This is a genomic window from Frigoribacterium sp. CG_9.8, from assembly GCF_015751965.1.
Classification (GTDB): domain Bacteria; phylum Actinomycetota; class Actinomycetes; order Actinomycetales; family Microbacteriaceae; genus Lacisediminihabitans.
The window spans coordinates 32,768-49,358 of record NZ_JADOVH010000005.1; the positions used below are offsets into that span (position 1 = coordinate 32,768).

The window sequence follows — 16,591 nt, forward strand, 5'->3', positions numbered from 1 at the left end:
CAGTTAGGCGACATTCTTTGACAGTTGAGCTGAGGATCGAGCGGGATTGGGCTCAGGCCTGAGTGGCTATTGCTCCGGTGCTGGCGATCTGCTCGTGCTGGTGGATGACCTCGGCGATGATGAAGTTGAGAAATTTTTCACCGAAGGCGGGATCGAGATGCGACTCGGATGCCAACGCCTTGAGCTTGGTGATCTGCTCGAGTTCGCGCCCCGGGTCCGCCGCCGGCAGTCCACTGGATGCCTTGAGCCGCCCCACCTGCTGGGTGAACTTGAATCGCTCGGCGAGGAGATGCACGAGAGCGGCGTCTACGTTGTCGATGCTCTGGCGAAGGCTCAAGAGCTGGGCGGCGGGATCGAGAGAGTCAGGCATGATTCGAGGGTACCCGCCAGAGACCGCGACTACCCGCCAGCGCCTCGTGCTCAGTCGACCAACGTGAGCGTAACGTCGATGTTGCCCCGGGTGGCGTTGGAGTAGGGGCAGACCCGGTGGGCGGCATCCGCGATTTCCTGGCGACGCTCAGCCGGTACACGGGGCGTGTAGATGTCGAGCTCGACGGCCAGACCGAATCCCTCATAGCCGTCATTGCCGATACTTACACTTGCCGAGACGGCCGAATCGTTGGTGTCAAGCTGCAACGACCGCCCGACGACATGGATGGCGCTGAGGAAGCAGGCGGAGAATCCGGCAGCAAAGAGTTGTTCGGGATTCGTGCCCTCACCGCTGCCACCGAGTTCCTTCGGTGGCCGGGTGTCGAAGTCGAGCCGGTCATCTTCCGAACGAACATGACCGTCGCGGCCACCCCCGGTAGCGTGGGCGATTGCGGTATATGAAATTTCCATGGCTTCAGCCGACCATCTAATTCTGGGCGTTATCCGAGCACCGCCCTACGTCATCGAGCACGTGCGGATGGGCTCGGCGCACAAGAGAGCTACGTCATCGAGCGCGTGCGGAAGAGCACCGGGCGATCCCCGTGACGCTCAAGTCGCTGCTCGAGCCCGGTTCGCACCCGCGGCCAGTCATCACGGATTATGGAGTAGACCGCGCTGTTGCGCCAGCTGCCGTCGGCGCGAAGGAGATCCCGGCGCACAATGCCCTCGAAGGTTGCACCGAGGCCAGCGATGGCCGCGCACGAACGCTCGTTGAGGGCATCCGCTTGGATTTTTACTCGGCCGAATCCGCAGTCGAAGGCGATCCCGAGCAACAGAAGCTTGACCTCGGCGTTCACAGCGGTACCCCAGACTCGCGGATCGTAGGCGGTCCAGCCAAGATGGGCGGCCTCGCGCGCCAGGTCGAAGTCCGCAAGTGTCGTCGTGCCCACGAGCTCACGATCGTGTGGCCCGCCCACCAGGAAAATCGCATAGGGGTTGCAGTCGTCCCACCGGAAGAAGCTCTCGGCCCACTCAATGAAGCCCGCTGGAGAATCACGGTAGGCGGCAGACCCACCACCGAAACCCCCGGCAAAGACAACGGGATGCCCGATCGCCGCTCCGAGCGCGGGGAGGTGCTCGCGACGCAAACGCTCGAGGCGCACGAATCGGCCGGAAACATCGGTGGCCTCGGGACGGGTCGCGGTCATGCGCTCCAGTCTGACAGGGCAAAGGTGCGATTTCGAAAGGCCATCAGTGGTGAATAATTGCAGGCGTGACCAAGACCACACTATTCCTGAGCTCCGCCGGCGCGTTCGTGCACCTGCTCGGCGAGATCAGCGATGATCAGTGGTCGGCGCCCGGACTTGGGGCGTGGACGGTGCGTAGCCTCGCCGGACACACCGCCCGTGCCATCCTCACCGTGGAGAATTACCTGCTGCAGGATGAGCCGGGAGACGTGACGATCGCGACAGCGGAGGCCTATTACTCGACCGCCTACCTCGCGTTCACGGATGATTCGGCAGTCGCCGCCCGCGGTGTTGAGGCCGGCGAGTGGCTGGGTGAGCATCCGGTGGCACAGGTCTCGTCGGCGCTTGAACGGGCCACTGACGTCATAGAGTCGCAGCCGTCAGACCGCATCGTGTCAATCGGAGGAATGGGCATCCGGCTCCCCGAGTATCTGCGAACCCGGGTCTTCGAGCTGGTGGTTCACACCATCGATCTCTCGCGGGCAACCGGACTCGCCCATTCCCTTCCCGACTCTGCAGTGGAGGATGCCGTCACTCTCGCCGCGGCAGTGGCCTCTCGTCGAGGATCGGGTGAGGATGTCCTGCTCGCGCTCACGGGACGCCGCCCAATGCCCGAGGGCTTCAGCGTCGTGTGACCCCGGAATACCCCAGATCAGCTGTCAAAGAAGGCCGCCTAATCGCGTGCCGGACGACATTCTTTGACAGTTGACCTGTGGGGGTGACGTGGGGACGGGGATGTGGGGTCAGGAGGTCAGGAGGTCGTGGCGCACCACTATGGCTTCGCGGTCTGGACCTACCCCGATCGCGGAAATTCGCGCACCACTCATCGCTTCGAGCGCGAGCACATAGTCCTGCGCGTTTTTCGGCAGGTCCGCAAATATTCGCACGCCCGTGATGTCTTCGGTCCAGCCGGGGAACTCCTCGTAGATCGGGACGGCGTGGTGGAAGTCCGACTGCGACACCGGCACTTGCTCGACGCGAACACCGTCGATGTCGTAGGCAACACAGACCGGGATCGTTTCGAGCCCGGTGAGCACGTCGAGCTTTGTGAGCACGAAGTCGGTGACACCGTTGATGCGTGCCGAGTAGCGGGCGACTGGGGCGTCATACCAGCCACAACGACGCGGGCGCCCGGTTGTTGTCCCGAACTCGGCACCATTCGTTCGGAGGAATTCTCCCGGTTCCTCGTGCAGCTCGGTGGGGAACGGTCCTGACCCAACTCGGGTCGTGTACGCCTTGACGACGGCGATGACCCGCTGCATCCGGTTGGCCGCGACACCCGATCCGGTCGCCGCACCGCCACTGGTCGAGTTCGACGACGTCACGAACGGGTACGTTCCGTGGTCGACATCCAGCATCGTCGCCTGGCCGCCCTCGAATAGAACCGTCTTGCCGGCATCGAGAGCCTGGCTGAGGATCAGGCCGGTATCGGCGACCATTGGGCGAAGACGCTCTGCGCACTGCAGCAGATCATCGACGATCTCATCGACGCTGATCGCCCGACGGTTGTAAATCTTCACCAGCAGGTGATTCTTGGCATCGAGGGCGCCTTCGACCTTCTGGCGAAGAATGTTCTCGTCGAACAGATCCTGGATGCGGATGCCGACGCGATTGATCTTGTCCGCGTATGCCGGCCCGATTCCCCGGCCTGTGGTTCCGATCTGCCGCTTACCGAGAAAGCGTTCGGTCACCTTGTCGAGGGTGCGGTGATACTGCGTGATGATGTGGGCATTCGCGCTGACCAGCAGTCGCGAGACATCCACTCCGCGGCTGCTCAGGGCATCGAGCTCCTCGAACAGCACTGCAATGTCGACCACAACACCGTTGGCGATGACCGGGATGACACCGGGACTCAGGATCCCCGACGGCAGAAGGTGCAGGGCGTACTTCTCTGTGCCGACAACGACAGTGTGCCCGGCGTTATTGCCGCCATTGAACTTGACGACGTAGTCGACGCGGGGACCGAGAAGGTCGGTGGCCTTACCCTTGCCCTCATCGCCCCACTGGGCGCCGATCAAGACAATCGCGGGCATGGCGAATCCTTACGTCTAACGGGGATGAGCCCCAATCCTACCAATTCCTGAGATTTCGCAGGGTCCACGCGTGCGCGAACTCTGGCCTGCATCGCTCTGCGGGACCGCATGCCATAACTTGCACACGCCTGTGCAAATTATTACACTGAAGCAATGAGTTCCCCTGCGAAACGCCTTCCGCGTCGCGATGCCGCAGCGAATCGCGTATCGCTACTCGCCGCCGCCCGGATCGTGTTCAATCTCGACCCGGGTGCGTCCCTCGAAGCAGTGGCAGCGGAGGCCGGCCTCAGTCGTCGCTCGGTGTACGGGCACTTCGCCAATCGGGAAGAGTTGCAGCTCGAACTCGTGACCGCGGGTGCGCGCCGCGTGGCATCCGCCGTGGAGTCGGTGACCCATCCCGATCCACTGGTGCGTCTTGCCCTGATCGCATCGACTCTCTGGCGCGAGGTGGAGAGCGTGCGCGTGATGGCCGTCGTCGCTGTGCGCGGTCCGCTCGCGCTCCATACCGCCGCAGCGCTCGGATCAATCCGCGCCAACGTTCGGACCGCAATCATCGAGGGACAGACGGATGGCTCGATGCGCGGTGATCTGCCGGTCGAGCGACTCGCCCGGCTGGTCGAGCACACCGCTCTCGTCGTGCTCGAGGACTCAACGGCGCATCCGCTCGATACCCGCGAGGGAGGGCGGCTTGTCATGCTGATGACACTCGCGACTATCGGCCTCGGCTGGCGTGATGCCGGCGAATTCATCGATGGGCATTCGGAGCTGAACTGGCCAGCTGACCCGGAGGCCGCAGGGGGCAACGCCAGCATCGAAGATACTTCCCGGGGCCGGGGCTGATGCGCGTTCAACTGCACCGGGCTGCCATCGGGCGCGGCCCGGGTGCCGCAGTTCCCGCCCTCGACCTGATCGTGGACGGACCGGTGCCCGTCGTCGTCGCCGTGCAGACGGATGAGCGACCGATGCTGGTGTCGATGCTCCTGGCCGGACGTCTCCGCTGCGACTCCGGGCGCGTGCTCGTAGATGGGCGCGATGATGCGGATCAGTTGCGGCGTCGCACCGCGCTCGTAGACACCCCGGTCATTGCCGAGCCGACACCGGGCATCGCCCTCAAGACGATCGTGGCCGAGGAGTTCTCCTTCGCCGGACAGCCCACCTCCGGCCGGGCAGTGCGTTCCTTCCTCGCCGATCATGGCCTCTCGGGCTACGCGACACTGCCGGTTCGTGCGCTGCCGCCAGCGGATCGCATCCGCCTGCTCAGCGAGCTCGCCGTGCTGCGCGACGGAGTTGACGGCCTCATCGTCACCTCACCGGAGCGCCACGGCGGCGAGCCATCCCAGTGGTACGGACCGCTCGCGGCCCTCGCCGAGCGCGGCATAACCGTGGCCATCGTCACCGACTATGCAACGGCCGGGATTCTGGTGTCACTCGGCGCCCGGGATGGCTCAGCACCGGAACCAGTGCCGGAGCCAGTGCCGGAACCGGCACCGGAAACCGCCCAACCCTCCCTCTCGTTCTCTCCTGAAAGCGCTCCGTCGTGAAGATCTACCCTCTCGTCCGCGCCGAATTCGCACGCCTCACCTCGAGCCGAATGGGCATCGCCTCGCTCATCGCGCTCATGACCGTGCCTCTCGTCTACGGCGGCCTCTACCTCTGGGGCAACCAGGATCCCTATTCGAGCCTCGACAAGGTGCCAGCCGCACTCGTTGTTGAAGACACCGGCACCACTGTCGACGGCACCGCCATCAACTATGGCGAGACCGCTGCGAAGTCCCTGCTGAGCGATAAACGGTTCGGCTGGATCACGGTGACCGCGGCACAGGCGACCGCCGGTGTGAAGGACGGCACCTATGACTTCGGCATCACTTTCCCCTCTGACTTCTCCAGCCGCCTCGCTTCAGCATCGGGCGACACTCCCCGGTCAGCGCGACTGCAGCTCACCACCGACGACACCAACAGCTACCTCTCCACCACAATTGCGAAGCAGGCGGCTGAGGCCGTGCGGGTCGAGATCGCGAAGCAGGTCGGGGCGGCAGCATCCGTTTCACTGCTTGGCGCGGGCGGCACTATCCGTGACGGTCTGGTGAGAGCCGACAAAGGTGCGGGCAGTCTGGCGGATGGCGCGGCCACGGCCGCGAGCGGTGCAGCAGCGCTGAGCTCGGGTAGCTCCTCGCTCGCGGGTGGGGCAGCGTCACTGTCGAGCGGTCTTGCGCAGCTCGACGCTACAGCTTCGGGCCTGCCATCCGCTGCCGCTCAGCTGAGCAGCGGAGCAGCATCGCTTGCGAGTGGGTTGGCGGCCGGAGCCCAAGCGGCCAGCGCGCTGAAGTCGGGCGCGGCCGTCGCGGCGAGCCTGGCGCCCCAGTCCGCTGAGCAGCAACGGATCATCGGTGCTCTCACGCTCGCGGGAGCGACTCCGGCGGAGATCGCGCAGGTCACCGCCCAGCTCGCCGGGCTCGCCACAGCCACCGAGCAGGTCTCCGCAGGCATCGGCACGCAACTGGTGCCACGCCTCACGGCGGCTGCGGCAGGGTCGGCCAAGCTTGCCAGCGGCACGGCAGCGCTCAGTTCATCTGCACCGGTTCTCGCCTCCGCGGTGCACTCCGCCGCGGCCGGGGCGGCGCAACTGTCGAGCGGGGCAGGCATGCTCTCGAGCGGGGCATCCGCTCTCAATACTGGCGCTGCGGAGCTGGCGAGCGGATCCGCGACCCTCGAGGCGTCCCTCTTCGACGCTGTGACGAAGGTGCCGGTAACCACCCTGGCCGGCAGACAAGCCACGGCGCACCTCATCGCCAACCCGGTCTCCGTGAAGCACAGCGCCATCACGCAGGCGGCCAACTATGGCGCCGGGCTCGCTCCCTTCTTCCTTGCCCTGGCATCGTGGATCGGCATCTATGCTCTTTTTCTGCTGGTGCGTCCGCTATCCCGTCGGGCGCTGACCGCCGTGCGCCGTCCCATCCGCACCACCCTGGCGGGATGGCTCACCCCTGCGCTGCTCGGAATCGTGCAGATGGTCGCGCTCTTCGCCCTGGTGACGCTCGCCCTCCACTTGCCGGTGGCCAACCCGATCGGGCTTGTCGCCTTCATGGCCTTCGTCGCGATGACTTTCGCGGCCATCGTATTGGCGCTCAACGTGCTGCTCGGCAGCGTCGGGCAGTTTCTCGCGCTCGTCTTCATGGTGGTGCAGCTGGTTACCGCGGGCGGCACTTTCCCGTGGCAGACCCTTCCCGGTCCGCTCGCCGCTCTGCACCAGGCGCTGCCGATGAGTCATGCCGTGGATGGGATCCGCCAGCTTATGTACGGCGGACTGAGCGCGAGCGTCTGGTCATCGATCCTGCCACTGCTGCTCTGGATGATGGGCTCACTCGCGGTCTCGGTGCTCGGCGCGATGCGTCAGGGCCGATTCCGCATCCTGCGGGAGCTGCGTCCGTCACCGATCGGGGCGTAACGGCGAGCGGATGCGTGTGGCCGGTCACCCACCCGCGTGGCCACCCGCGTACTCTCGCGCCGCACTCCTCAACAAATCGACTTGGTAGACGTTGCGGGTTCTAAGGCGCCAAAGTCGCAACGATTACCACGTCGATTACGGAATGCACGATTACGGAATGCACGATTGTGGAGGGCACCACTATGGAGGGCACCACTGCGGCGGGCACCCCGGCGCACGAAGCCGGGGCATCCCGTGAGTACGTGCATTCATCAGCGCGTGCGCCTGCCCGAGCGCAAGCGCATGCGCGTGCGTCTGCGCAAGTACCTGCCCGAGCCAGTGCCCGAGCCCGAGCCAGTTCGCGTCAAGCTGCCCGTGCCCGGAGCCTCAGCCGAATGTCGCGTGCTGCACAACCCAGGAGTGCATGGCCACTGCCGCAGCAGCGGATGCATTGAGGCTGCGGGTGGAGCCGAACTGGCTGATTTCGACGATGGATGTCGCGCAGGTGATGGCCTCTTCGCTGAGTCCCGGACCCTCCTGCCCGAACAGCAGGATGCAGGCTGGCGCAAACTCGAAGGTCTCGATGATCACCGATCCGGGCACATTGTCGACCGCAATCACCGGCAGCGAAGCATCCGCCGCCCAGAGCGCGAAACTCGAGACATCCGGGTGATACATCACATGCTGATAGCGGTCGGTGACCATAGCGCCGCGCTTATTCCAGCGCTTGCGGCCGATGATGTGCACCGTATCGGCGCCGAATGCGTTGGCGCTGCGCACGATCGATCCGATGTTCATGTCGTGCTGCCAGTTCTCGATCGCCACATGGAACGGATGTCGCGTGAGATCGAGATCCGCGACGATCGCCTCCATCGTCCAATAGCGGTAACGATCGACGACGTTGCGCGAGTCCCCCTTCTCGAGCAGCGCCGGATCGTAGAACGGCTCGGTCGGCATCGGGCCTTTCCATGGGCCGACGCCATAAGTGGTGAGTTCGACGCTCGGGGCTGGCGGGTCTGCTGGCGGGTCTGCTGGCGGTTCTGTTGGCACGCCTTTCAGGGTAGCCGCTGCACTGATCGGGCCCCACAGCTAACGCCTGGCGACAGCGGCCGTATCGAGACTGCCGCTACCCCAGCAGCGCGGCGGTGAGTAGGCACAGCCACCAGCACGGCGCGGCAAAAGCACCAAACCCTATTCGGCTCAGCAGCGGGAGCCTCAGCATTGCGCGGCTCAGCAGCGGGAGGCTCAGCAGCGGGAGGCTCAGCATTGCGAGCCTCAGCATTGGGAGGCCGTTCATGAGGAGGCTACTCGCGCTCGGTACTATTGCCCCATGACGGACCGCAGTGAAATCGAATGCTGGCTCACCGACATGGACGGCGTTCTCGTCCATGAGAATCATCCCGTGCCCGGGGCATCGGATCTACTCAAGCAGTGGCGCGACCAGGGTAAGCCATACCTCGTGCTCACCAACAACTCGATCTTCACACCGCGCGACCTGAGCGCGCGACTGAAGGCATCCGGGCTCGACGTGCCAGAGGACCGCATTTGGACCTCAGCCTTGGCCACCGCCGATTTTCTCGCCTCGCAGGCGCCCGGCGGCTCGGCGTTCGTGATCGGCGAGGCTGGCATCACGACCGCGCTTCACGAAGCCGGTTTCATCATGACCGAGACCGCGCCCGACTACGTGGTGATCGGCGAGACCCGCAACTACTCCTTTGAGGCGATCACCAAGGCCATCCGACTCATCGTCGCCGGGTCGCGCTTCATCGTGACGAATCCGGATGCCACGGGCCCAAGTGCCGACGGACCATTGCCGGCGACCGGGGCCGTCGCCGCTCTCATCACGAAGGCCACCGGCAGGGAGCCCTACGTTGTTGGCAAGCCGAACCCGATGATGTTTCGCTCGGCCATGAATAAGATCGGCGCCCATTCGGAGAACACCGGCATGATCGGCGATCGCATGGACACCGACATCATTGCCGGGATCGAGGCCGGGCTGCACACGATTCTCGTGCTTACCGGCATCAGCAACCAGGCGGAGATCGACAAATATCCATTTCGCCCGGATGAAATTCTCAACAGCGTCGCAGACCTGCTCGAGCAAGAGCCGATCGAGTCCGACGAAATCTGAACCGACTGTACGCCGACCCCCGCGCGCGATCCACCCCCGGCGCGATCAGTCCAACCGCGGCCAGCGGCCAGCGACACTACTTGACCGGTGTGCCGGCCACACTGCCGGTAATAGCCTCACCGCCGGCGCGTTTTACGAAGCAGAAGTAGTCGTGCTGACCCGCGGTCCACTCGTCAGACGTCGCGGCATACGACGCCTGAAACTGAATATCGCTGTACGCACCCGCAGTCTGAAGGTCGATCACCCCGGGTGCCGAGCACAGCAGGTTGATTTGGGACTGAAGCGATTCGAGCCCGGGGTATGTCGCGTTCTGCTCGCCGGGAAAGGTGCCGCGGAACACCATCTGGGCCGGATGCGGTGCGCCACAGGCCACCACGGTGAATCTGAGATCGAATGCACTCGAGTACGGATCGACACATTCGCCCCCGCGCAAGTCACTCCACAGGTGGATTCCCACAGCAACCGGGCCGGTTGTGCCCGAGGTCGAGGCTGCCGATGGTGATACTGACGGCGAGAGGTTCGGCGTCGCGCTCGTCGAGGCCCCGACAGTCGTCGGCACCTCGGCAATCTTCGTGCCGATGACAAACAGCACCACCAGCACAAGCAGTGCGATCGCTCCACCCGCAAGCCAGAACAACAGCCCCTCATTCTTCGAGAACGCAGCACGTCGCCTGCGCCGCGGTAATGCGGTCGAGGTGGTGCGCTCGTCAATGACCGGGGAATCAGTGGATGCCGACAGCGCAGCGCCATCTGGCGCACCCGCAAAAATTCCGGCAAACGGATTGAGCCCCGGCGGTGGCGGACCTACCAGTGGTTCGCCCTCGTAGTCCTTGAACTGCGTTTCGCCGAAGAGTGAATCGATGGGTGAGGCAGTGTGTGAATCGATGGGCAGGGCAGTCGACGAGGCGGCGAAGGAGTCGGTGGACGCCGCAGGGTCGGCATCCGAGTCGGCATCAGGGTCGTCGTCTGAGTGGCCGTCCGAGTCCGAGGTGAAGTAGGGCTCCGGGCGATACACCGCTGGAGTCGTGGTGGGGATGGCGGGCACGAGCGGGGCAGCATCCGGCATATCCGCACTGCCAAGACCCCAGTCGAAGGGTGAAGTGAGTGGGTGAGGTCCCGTGTCGTTACCCGCCGCCATGAGGTGATGTGCTACTTCGAGAGGCCGAGGTCAGAGAGACCGATAGCAGCGAAATACGGATAGCCTGCAGCCTCGATCACCTCGCGTGCTCCCGTGTCACGGTCGACGACGACAGCAACGGCGGCGATCTCTGCCCCCACCTTCTTGAGCGCCTCGATTGCGGCGAGTGGGGATCCCCCGGTCGTCGAGGTGTCTTCGAGCACGATCACGCGCTTGCCGGTGAGATCCGGACCCTCGACCTGGCGACCGCGGCCGTGATCCTTCGGCTCCTTGCGCACGACAAAGGCGTCGTAAGACAGCCCTCGGGCGGCGCCCTGGTGCAGCACGGCGGCCGCAATCGGGTCAGCCCCCATGGTCATTCCTCCGACGGCGGCGACATCCGCGACATCCGCAATCAGGTCGAGCATCACCCGGCCGATGAGTGGGGCGACCCGGTGATCGAGGCTCACCTTGCGCAAGTCCACGTAATACGTGGCTTTCTTGCCACTCGTGAGAGTGAAGTCGCCGTGAAACACGGCTCCCTCACAGATGTAGTCGATGAGCTGCTGCCTGGCGTCGTTCACGGCCCCGATCTTACTTGGCGGATTTTGTTGAACCGATTCCGGGAGGCACAGTCTGCTGGCCGAACCTGCTGGCCGAGGCGAGCGATTAAAGTGGTCCCATGCGTGTTGCTACCTGGAATGTGAACTCCATCCGAACGCGGGCCGCCCGCGTGGTCGACTGGCTCGGGCGGGAAGACATCGACGTTCTCGGCATGCAGGAGATCAAGTGCAGGGAGAATCAGTTTCCGTTCGAGCTCTTCGAAGAGGCGGGCTATGAGGTACAGCTGCACGGGCTCAACCAGTGGAACGGCGTCGCCTTCGCCAGTCGGCTGCCGATGGACGACGTACAGCTCGGATTCCCTTCCGCCCCCGGATTCAGCAAGACCGAAGTTGAGGGTGGGCCACCGCTCGAGGCCCGGGCAATGGCCGTCACGGTGGAAGGCGTGCGCCTGTGGAGTCTCTACGTGCCGAACGGACGCAGCCTCGACGATCCGCACCTCGACTACAAGCTGGAGTGGCTATCGCAACTCGCCGGCGACACGACAACCTGGCTTGCCGAGAATCCCGACACCCCGCTCGCGCTGATGGGCGACTGGAACGTCGCCCCCCTCGATACCGATGTCTGGCCCGCGTGGGACTTCGCACACAGCACCCACACCTCTGCCCGAGAACGCGCGGCTTTCGCGCAGTTCGAGACGATCGGGCTGGCGGATGTCGTGCGTCCCCGTGTGCCGGATGGATTCACTTTCTGGGACTACCAGCAGCTCCGCTTCCCTCGCAACGAGGGGATGCGCATCGACTTCATACTCGGATCGTCCGCCTTCGCCCAACTGGTAACAGCGGCGAGCATCCACCGCAACGAACGCAAGGGTGATGGGCCGAGCGACCATGTGCCCGTGGTCGTCGACCTCGGTCTCGACGTGGAAGACGACGACGATCGACCCATGATTTTTTAGGGATGCCCTCCTGGCACGGCCGAACAGCGCGGGCGAGCGGCGCGGGAGAAAAGTACCCTGTAGATCTCATGCTGGCTCCTCTAGGGTCGAGACGGTGAGTGACCCTCCGATGATCGAAGCCGACGACGAAGACGCCTCGTCTTTCGCAACGAGCGCGGTGGTGAACCTCGTGTTTGATCGCGTGCTGTCCGCGGTCCACGAGGGGCGCTTACTTCCCGGCCAGCGCATCAGCGACTCGGAGCTCGCTGGGCAACTCGGCGTGTCCCGCACACCGGTGCGCGAAGCGCTTCAACGCCTGCGCGAGATCGGTATTGTCGAGGCATCCGCGAGCCGCTTCACCCGCGTCGCCCTGGTGAGCCCGAAACAGACGGCGGATGCAATGATCGTCTGGGTCGCCCTGTACAGCGCACTGGTCAACGAGGTGATGCCGCTCGTCACCCCGGAGCTGCTGAGTGAGATGCGCGACGATCACGCGCTCTTCCTCGGATACGCAAACCGGCTGCTCGATCGGAGTACACAAGCCGATCTGGAGCAAAATGCTGGGCTGACAGAGCAGCACACTGCGGAGTTGCTTCCGCAGAAGATCGCCATGGCCAATGCAAAATTTTTTCATCACCTGGTGACCCTGTCTGCTAATCCGGCGCTCGTGCGCGGGATCACCTCGGTGGTACACCTCGTTCAGCTCGGCAGCCTATACCTGCCGGAATTCATCGACTTCCGTGCTCTGAGCGAGTCCCAACAGCGACTGATCGATGCGGCCTGCGACCACGACCGCTCCGCGGCGCAGGGAGCGCTGCGGATGCTCGGCCTCATCTCCGTACCCACTGCCGCGCTGGAGGCCGCCGCGGATAGCCAGTAAACGGTATATCGATTAAGCCCCGAACTGGGGGGAGCTGTCCCCCTTTTGGAGGACCAATATACTGGTACTTTGTCTCATGTATGAAAGTACGGATGCGGTTTCGTCGCTCGGATTACCCCCTTGATTTCCCCGAATCGAGTGATGACGGCGAATCTCACGTCATTTCGCCCCTTACCCAGGCGATCCAGCGGACCGGTCGCCCGAATGACCGGTCCGCTGATGTCTTTTTCCGGTAGGGCAGTGCCCGCAAGAGACGTGCGTGGAACCCCCGCTCATGTGCAACTTTTCCGCGCCCGGGACAACCAAACGGCGCGATTGTGCAGCTAATCTCGAAGAGGACGCATCCAGCGTCCTTTTCTTTATTCTGTCGGGGTCGGAGGTCGAACCATGTCACACGCCGCATCAGCAATTCGCAGCGCGATAGTCGGGGAGCCTGAGGTTCTCGAAGACGGCGCTGGCACCCCCATCGAATCTCGGGAGCCCTGGCTCGGGCTCAAGGCCGCCGTCTCGGCGCTGCGACCGCTTCAGGTGCACGACGGCAGCATCCCGAACAGCACAGATCATTCGGATGCCCGTGCCCTGGTCACCACGATCGTTGAAGGCCTACATGCGTTCGCGCCGGTGTTCCCCCACGATGCGGCCTACCTCACTGCTGCAGCGGTCGACTTCGAACGCTGGGCGGATCACGGATTCCTCATTCCCGACTTCTTCGACTCGCTCGCAGCTTTCCAGCCGCAGCGCGATCGCGTGGATAGGCGGCGCCACCTGGTCGTGTTCCCGATGTACACCCAGAACGGCAGCACCGATCGACTGATCGAAGCCGTGCTCGTCGAGGTGATCTGGCCGGAGTTCGTCGCAGCCCTGGAGGCCGGCGACTATTCCAACGCGATGTTTGTTCCTATTCGTTTCGTGGATTTCACCGACGGATACGATACGAACTCGGCGGTGCTGTTCCCCGAGACGATCGCCATGCGCGCCGTGCCGACCTTCACCTGGGGCGCGATCTTCGCCGACCGGGAAGCGGCACGGTTCCGGCGGGTCGTGCGGGAGGCATCCGCCATCACGAAGCTCGATCTGCCCGCAGATGCGACCCGATTGCTCGATGACCAGCACCTGGCCGAAGAGACCTTCGTGATGTGGGACCTCATTCACGACCGCACCCATATGCGAGGTGACCTGCCGTTCGATCCGTTCATGATCAAGCAGCGGATGCCGTATTTCCTTTACTCACTTGAGGAACTGCGCTGCGATCTGACGGCATACCGCGAGGCGGTTCGGCTGGAACTTGCGGAAGACACCGACGGCGTGACGCGCGACCACGCAAAGCTCGTGCAGTACGCGGTGCTCTTCGACCGGATCTTCCGCTTCGCGATCACCGGCTCCCGAGTGCGCAATTACGACGGCGTCGGCGGCCAGCTACTATTTGCGTGGCTGCACCAGCACCACGTGCTGCACTGGACGGATACCCGACTGACCATCGATTGGGCGGATGTTCCGCAGGCGGTGATTGCACTGGGGAGAGAGATCGAGGATCTCTACTGGCGTTCGACCGACCGGCCAAAGACCGCCCACTGGCTCGCGGCCTATGAGCTGGTGTCGAAAACGCTCACGCCGCACCCCGCTTCGCTCTGGGCGACCCGCGACCTGCCGCTGGATGGCCCGCCCAAGGGATTCACGGATGCGGTGCTGCCCGACGAGTTTCCGCTGTCGATGTTCTACGAGGCCCTCTCGAAGAAGATGGCTGATGTGATCGAGTCGACGGCGGGGTTAACCGGGCGCGACTGAGGCTACGGCGGTGGCCCGAGCGGTTGCCCGAGTGATTGCCCGGATGGCGGCACGGACTAGCGTTGGCAGGGTGACCGAGCCAACCACCGTGCGCCAACCGCGGCAATCCCCGAGCCCGGCAGATCTGAAGCCGGTAGGTGGCACCGCGGGGGAGCACACCTGGAGTAGACCGGCGCCTACGCGTCGAGAGCACAGACATGATGTTGTTCTCGCCGCAGTCATGCTAGGGGCGACCGCCGTGAGTGTGCTGCTGACGCAGAGCGCTGGCTACGTCAAAAATCCGGCTCCGATCTGGGTCAGCTCCCTGTTTGTGGTCATCTGCGCGGCGCCGTTGGCCGTGCGTCGACGCTGGCCGCAAGCGGTCGCGATTGTCGTTTCCAGCGCCTTCGCACTCGGTCATATTTTTGCGGTACCGGAAGCGCTCTTCGCCAACATCTCGCTGTTCATTGCGATGTACACGGTCGGAGCCTGGGGACGTCACCGGATGCGAGCCACCATCGTGCGTGTGGTGATCGTCATCGGAATGTTCATCTGGCTCTTCACCGCCCTCGTCGCCAGTGCGGCCGACCCGACCTCACTCGCGAACCTCACCCGAAGCAGCGCCATCTCGCCGATCGTCGCCATCGGCCTGCTGCAGATCGTGACCACACTGCTCTATTTCGGGAGCGCGTTTTACTTTGGCGACCGAGCCTGGGCCGCTGCCCGCGAGCGTCGGGCTCTCGTCGATCGAACGGCCGAACGCAGCGCAGAGCGTGAGCTCAACGCGCACCGGGCGCTCACCCTCGAGCGCGTGCGCATCGCCAGGGATCTGCATGACATCGTCGCGCACCACGTCTCCGTGATGGGCGTACAGGCGGGTGCGGCCCGGCTGGTCATGGAAACGGATCCTGCGGGAGCCACCCACTCCCTGCGCTCGATCGAGTCGAGTGCCCGCACCGCGGTAGCCGAACTCCATCGGATGCTCACGATCCTGCGTGACGACGAACACCCGGGCATCGATAGTGCGACCACGCGCGGGATCGACCAGATCTCAAGCCTGGCCGCGGACGCCCGAGCGGCAGGCGTACCGCTGCGTTCGCGCACGGTCGGCGTTCAGCGCACGGTGCCACCGACCGTCGAAGTAACCCTGTACCGGATCGCGCAGGAATCCATCACGAACACTCTCAAACACGCGGGCCCTGGCGCCGAGATCGATCTCCGGTTGCGTTACCTCGACGACGCGGTCGAGCTCGAGATCGGCGACAGCGGCTCCGCAAACATTTCGTACGCCGGTGGTGCCGGGCTCGGCCAGCGGGGAATGCGCGAGCGAGTGGATGCCGTCGGCGGCACCATCCACATCGGCCCGCGCGCTCGTGGTGGGTACCTCGTGCGCGCCCGCATCCCCACCGGTGAGCTGGATTGATAGGCGGGTTGCGCGTACTCATCGTTGACGACCAGGACCTCGTGCGCGCGGGCTTCTCCGTGATTCTGCAGAGCGAACCGGGTATCACTGTCGTCGGTGAGGCCAGGAACGGCGAAGAAGCCGTGGATCGAGTGCTCGAACTCCGCCCCGATGTCGTCTGCATGGATGTGCAGATGCCCGTAATGGACGGGCTCGAGGCCGCACGTCGCATCTCGGTGCAGGCACCCGGAACCGGCGTTCTCATCCTCACCACCTTTGATCGCGACGACTACCTCTTCGATGCATTGACGGCAGGGGCCAGCGGCTTTCTGCTCAAGAATTCGACACCGGAAAAACTCATCGAAGCGGTGCAGATCATCGGCCGGGGCGACGCGCTGCTTGCTCCGGATGTCACCCGCCGAGTGATCGAGCGGTGCACCGACCGCGCACCGGAGGTGCCGACGCCGAGCGCCGCACTCGATGACCTGAGCGGGCGGGAACGCGAGGTATTCGGGCTGCTCGCGCTGGGCATGAGCAATGCGGAGATCGCAATCGCGCTCTACGTTGGCGAGGCTACGGTCAAGTCGCATGTCTCCAAGGTGCTGCAGAAGCTCACGCTGCGCGATCGGGTGCACGCCGTGGTCTTCGCCTACGAGCACGGCATCGTGGTGCGCGGCTGAGCGCACCTCCTCCGCCTGCACCTTCTCCGCCTGCGCCTCCTCTGCC

The 16,591-nt window shown here is 64.4% G+C and carries 18 protein-coding genes; 10 read left to right on the plus strand and 8 right to left on the minus strand.

All coding sequences use genetic code 11. The features are described 5' to 3' along the window. Positions 1-52: 52 nt before the first annotated feature. The 3 genes from IWX88_RS10865 to IWX88_RS10875 form a co-directional block, all read right to left on the minus strand. Positions 53-370 carry a chorismate mutase gene (locus IWX88_RS10865; protein WP_196830233.1) on the minus strand — a complete coding sequence of 106 codons (318 nt, stop codon included), beginning with the start codon at positions 368-370 and terminating at the stop codon, positions 53-55. A 50-nt stretch (positions 371-420) separates the two neighbouring features. Beyond that, complete coding sequence (locus IWX88_RS10870) at positions 421-840, minus strand: organic hydroperoxide resistance protein (RefSeq protein ID WP_196830235.1); 420 nt, start codon at positions 838-840, stop codon at positions 421-423. An 89-nt stretch (positions 841-929) separates the two neighbouring features. Beyond that, positions 930-1,577, minus strand: coding sequence for a GNAT family N-acetyltransferase (locus IWX88_RS10875; RefSeq protein WP_196830237.1), 648 nt, complete (start codon positions 1,575-1,577; stop codon positions 930-932). A gap of 65 nt (positions 1,578-1,642) precedes the next feature. On the opposite strand from IWX88_RS10875, the gene IWX88_RS10880 reads away from it, so the two are divergent. Then, complete coding sequence (locus tag IWX88_RS10880) at positions 1,643-2,251, plus strand: maleylpyruvate isomerase family mycothiol-dependent enzyme (RefSeq protein ID WP_196830239.1); 609 nt, start codon at positions 1,643-1,645, stop codon at positions 2,249-2,251. A gap of 108 nt (positions 2,252-2,359) precedes the next feature. Here IWX88_RS10880 and IWX88_RS10885 read toward each other — a convergent pair whose 3' ends face one another. Then, the gene (locus tag IWX88_RS10885) at positions 2,360-3,649 is read right to left on the minus strand and encodes an adenylosuccinate synthase (RefSeq protein WP_196830241.1); all 1,290 of its coding nucleotides are present in this window, start codon (positions 3,647-3,649) and stop codon (positions 2,360-2,362) included. Between the two features lie 153 nt (positions 3,650-3,802). Between IWX88_RS10885 and IWX88_RS10890 the strand changes: the two genes are divergently transcribed. Genes IWX88_RS10890 through IWX88_RS14280 form a run of 3 tightly spaced genes read left to right on the plus strand, consistent with a single transcriptional unit; the run spans position 3,803 to position 7,094 of the window. Next, positions 3,803-4,489, plus strand: a complete 687-nt coding sequence (locus IWX88_RS10890; RefSeq protein ID WP_196830243.1) for a TetR/AcrR family transcriptional regulator — start codon at positions 3,803-3,805, stop codon at positions 4,487-4,489. Continuing rightward, positions 4,489-5,190, plus strand: a complete 702-nt coding sequence (locus tag IWX88_RS10895) for a hypothetical protein (RefSeq protein ID WP_196830245.1) — start codon at positions 4,489-4,491, stop codon at positions 5,188-5,190. The genes IWX88_RS10890 and IWX88_RS10895 overlap by 1 nt, the downstream gene beginning before the upstream one ends. Beyond that, positions 5,187-7,094: a YhgE/Pip family protein gene (locus IWX88_RS14280; protein WP_196830247.1), complete on the plus strand. Its 1,908-nt coding sequence runs from the start codon at positions 5,187-5,189 to the stop codon at positions 7,092-7,094. Before IWX88_RS10895 ends, IWX88_RS14280 begins: the two co-directional genes overlap by 4 nt. A 366-nt stretch (positions 7,095-7,460) precedes the next feature. On the opposite strand, the gene IWX88_RS10905 is transcribed toward IWX88_RS14280, so the two are convergent. Together IWX88_RS10905 and IWX88_RS10910 are read right to left on the minus strand one after the other, a co-directional pair. After that, positions 7,461-8,123 (minus strand): TrmH family RNA methyltransferase, encoded by a 663-nt coding sequence (locus tag IWX88_RS10905; RefSeq protein WP_370568321.1) that lies wholly within the window; start codon positions 8,121-8,123, stop codon positions 7,461-7,463. 76 nt (positions 8,124-8,199) lie between these two features. Then, positions 8,200-8,370, minus strand: coding sequence for a hypothetical protein (locus IWX88_RS10910; RefSeq protein WP_196830250.1), 171 nt, complete (start codon positions 8,368-8,370; stop codon positions 8,200-8,202). 33 nt (positions 8,371-8,403) lie between these two features. On the opposite strand from IWX88_RS10910, the gene IWX88_RS10915 reads away from it, so the two are divergent. Next, entirely contained in the window at positions 8,404-9,204 is an 801-nt protein-coding gene (locus IWX88_RS10915; RefSeq protein ID WP_196830252.1) for an HAD-IIA family hydrolase, read from the plus strand. 76 nt (positions 9,205-9,280) lie between these two features. On the opposite strand, the gene IWX88_RS10920 is transcribed toward IWX88_RS10915, so the two are convergent. Together IWX88_RS10920 and pyrE are read right to left on the minus strand one after the other, a co-directional pair. Continuing rightward, positions 9,281-10,342, minus strand: a complete 1,062-nt coding sequence (locus IWX88_RS10920; protein WP_196830254.1) for a hypothetical protein — start codon at positions 10,340-10,342, stop codon at positions 9,281-9,283. Between the two features lie 11 nt (positions 10,343-10,353). Then, positions 10,354-10,905 carry an orotate phosphoribosyltransferase gene (gene pyrE, locus IWX88_RS10925; RefSeq protein ID WP_196830256.1) on the minus strand — a complete coding sequence of 184 codons (552 nt, stop codon included), beginning with the start codon at positions 10,903-10,905 and terminating at the stop codon, positions 10,354-10,356. Between the two features lie 98 nt (positions 10,906-11,003). On the opposite strand from pyrE, the gene IWX88_RS10930 reads away from it, so the two are divergent. The 5 genes from IWX88_RS10930 to IWX88_RS10950 all read left to right on the plus strand — a co-directional run bounded on the left by IWX88_RS10930 (position 11,004) and on the right by IWX88_RS10950 (position 16,545). After that, on the plus strand, positions 11,004-11,840 hold the full coding sequence (locus IWX88_RS10930; RefSeq protein ID WP_196830258.1) for an exodeoxyribonuclease III: 837 nt from the start codon (positions 11,004-11,006) through the stop codon (positions 11,838-11,840). A 94-nt stretch (positions 11,841-11,934) separates the two neighbouring features. Continuing rightward, positions 11,935-12,699, plus strand: coding sequence for a GntR family transcriptional regulator (locus IWX88_RS10935; RefSeq protein ID WP_196830261.1), 765 nt, complete (start codon positions 11,935-11,937; stop codon positions 12,697-12,699). A gap of 387 nt (positions 12,700-13,086) precedes the next feature. Further along, the gene (locus tag IWX88_RS10940; RefSeq protein ID WP_196830263.1) at positions 13,087-14,484 is read left to right on the plus strand and encodes a DUF6421 family protein; all 1,398 of its coding nucleotides are present in this window, start codon (positions 13,087-13,089) and stop codon (positions 14,482-14,484) included. 238 nt (positions 14,485-14,722) lie between these two features. Beyond that, the gene (locus IWX88_RS10945; protein WP_196830266.1) at positions 14,723-15,886 is read left to right on the plus strand and encodes a sensor histidine kinase; all 1,164 of its coding nucleotides are present in this window, start codon (positions 14,723-14,725) and stop codon (positions 15,884-15,886) included. Next, a complete protein-coding gene (locus tag IWX88_RS10950) occupies positions 15,886-16,545 on the plus strand; it encodes a response regulator (protein ID WP_370568343.1) in 660 nt (219 codons plus the stop codon). Before IWX88_RS10945 ends, IWX88_RS10950 begins: the two co-directional genes overlap by 1 nt. Positions 16,546-16,591: the final 46 nt, after the last annotated feature.

Bases quoted from the DNA above. Each gene is read 5' to 3' on its own strand.
- IWX88_RS10865 (WP_196830233.1), bottom strand. From the start codon at position 370: ATGCCTGACTCTCTCGATCCCGCCGCCCAGCTCTTGAGCCTTCGCCAG.
- IWX88_RS10870 (WP_196830235.1), bottom strand. From the start codon at position 840: ATGGAAATTTCATATACCGCAATCGCCCACGCTACCGGGGGTGGCCGC.
- IWX88_RS10875 (WP_196830237.1), bottom strand. From the start codon at position 1,577: ATGACCGCGACCCGTCCCGAGGCCACCGATGTTTCCGGCCGATTCGTG.
- IWX88_RS10885 (WP_196830241.1), bottom strand. From the start codon at position 3,649: ATGCCCGCGATTGTCTTGATCGGCGCCCAGTGGGGCGATGAGGGCAAG.
- IWX88_RS10890 (WP_196830243.1), top strand. From the start codon at position 3,803: ATGAGTTCCCCTGCGAAACGCCTTCCGCGTCGCGATGCCGCAGCGAAT.
- IWX88_RS10895 (WP_196830245.1), top strand. From the start codon at position 4,489: ATGCGCGTTCAACTGCACCGGGCTGCCATCGGGCGCGGCCCGGGTGCC.
- IWX88_RS10910 (WP_196830250.1), bottom strand. From the start codon at position 8,370: ATGAACGGCCTCCCAATGCTGAGGCTCGCAATGCTGAGCCTCCCGCTG.
- IWX88_RS10915 (WP_196830252.1), top strand. From the start codon at position 8,404: ATGACGGACCGCAGTGAAATCGAATGCTGGCTCACCGACATGGACGGC.
- IWX88_RS10920 (WP_196830254.1), bottom strand. From the start codon at position 10,342: ATGGCGGCGGGTAACGACACGGGACCTCACCCACTCACTTCACCCTTC.
- IWX88_RS10930 (WP_196830258.1), top strand. From the start codon at position 11,004: ATGCGTGTTGCTACCTGGAATGTGAACTCCATCCGAACGCGGGCCGCC.
- IWX88_RS10940 (WP_196830263.1), top strand. From the start codon at position 13,087: ATGTCACACGCCGCATCAGCAATTCGCAGCGCGATAGTCGGGGAGCCT.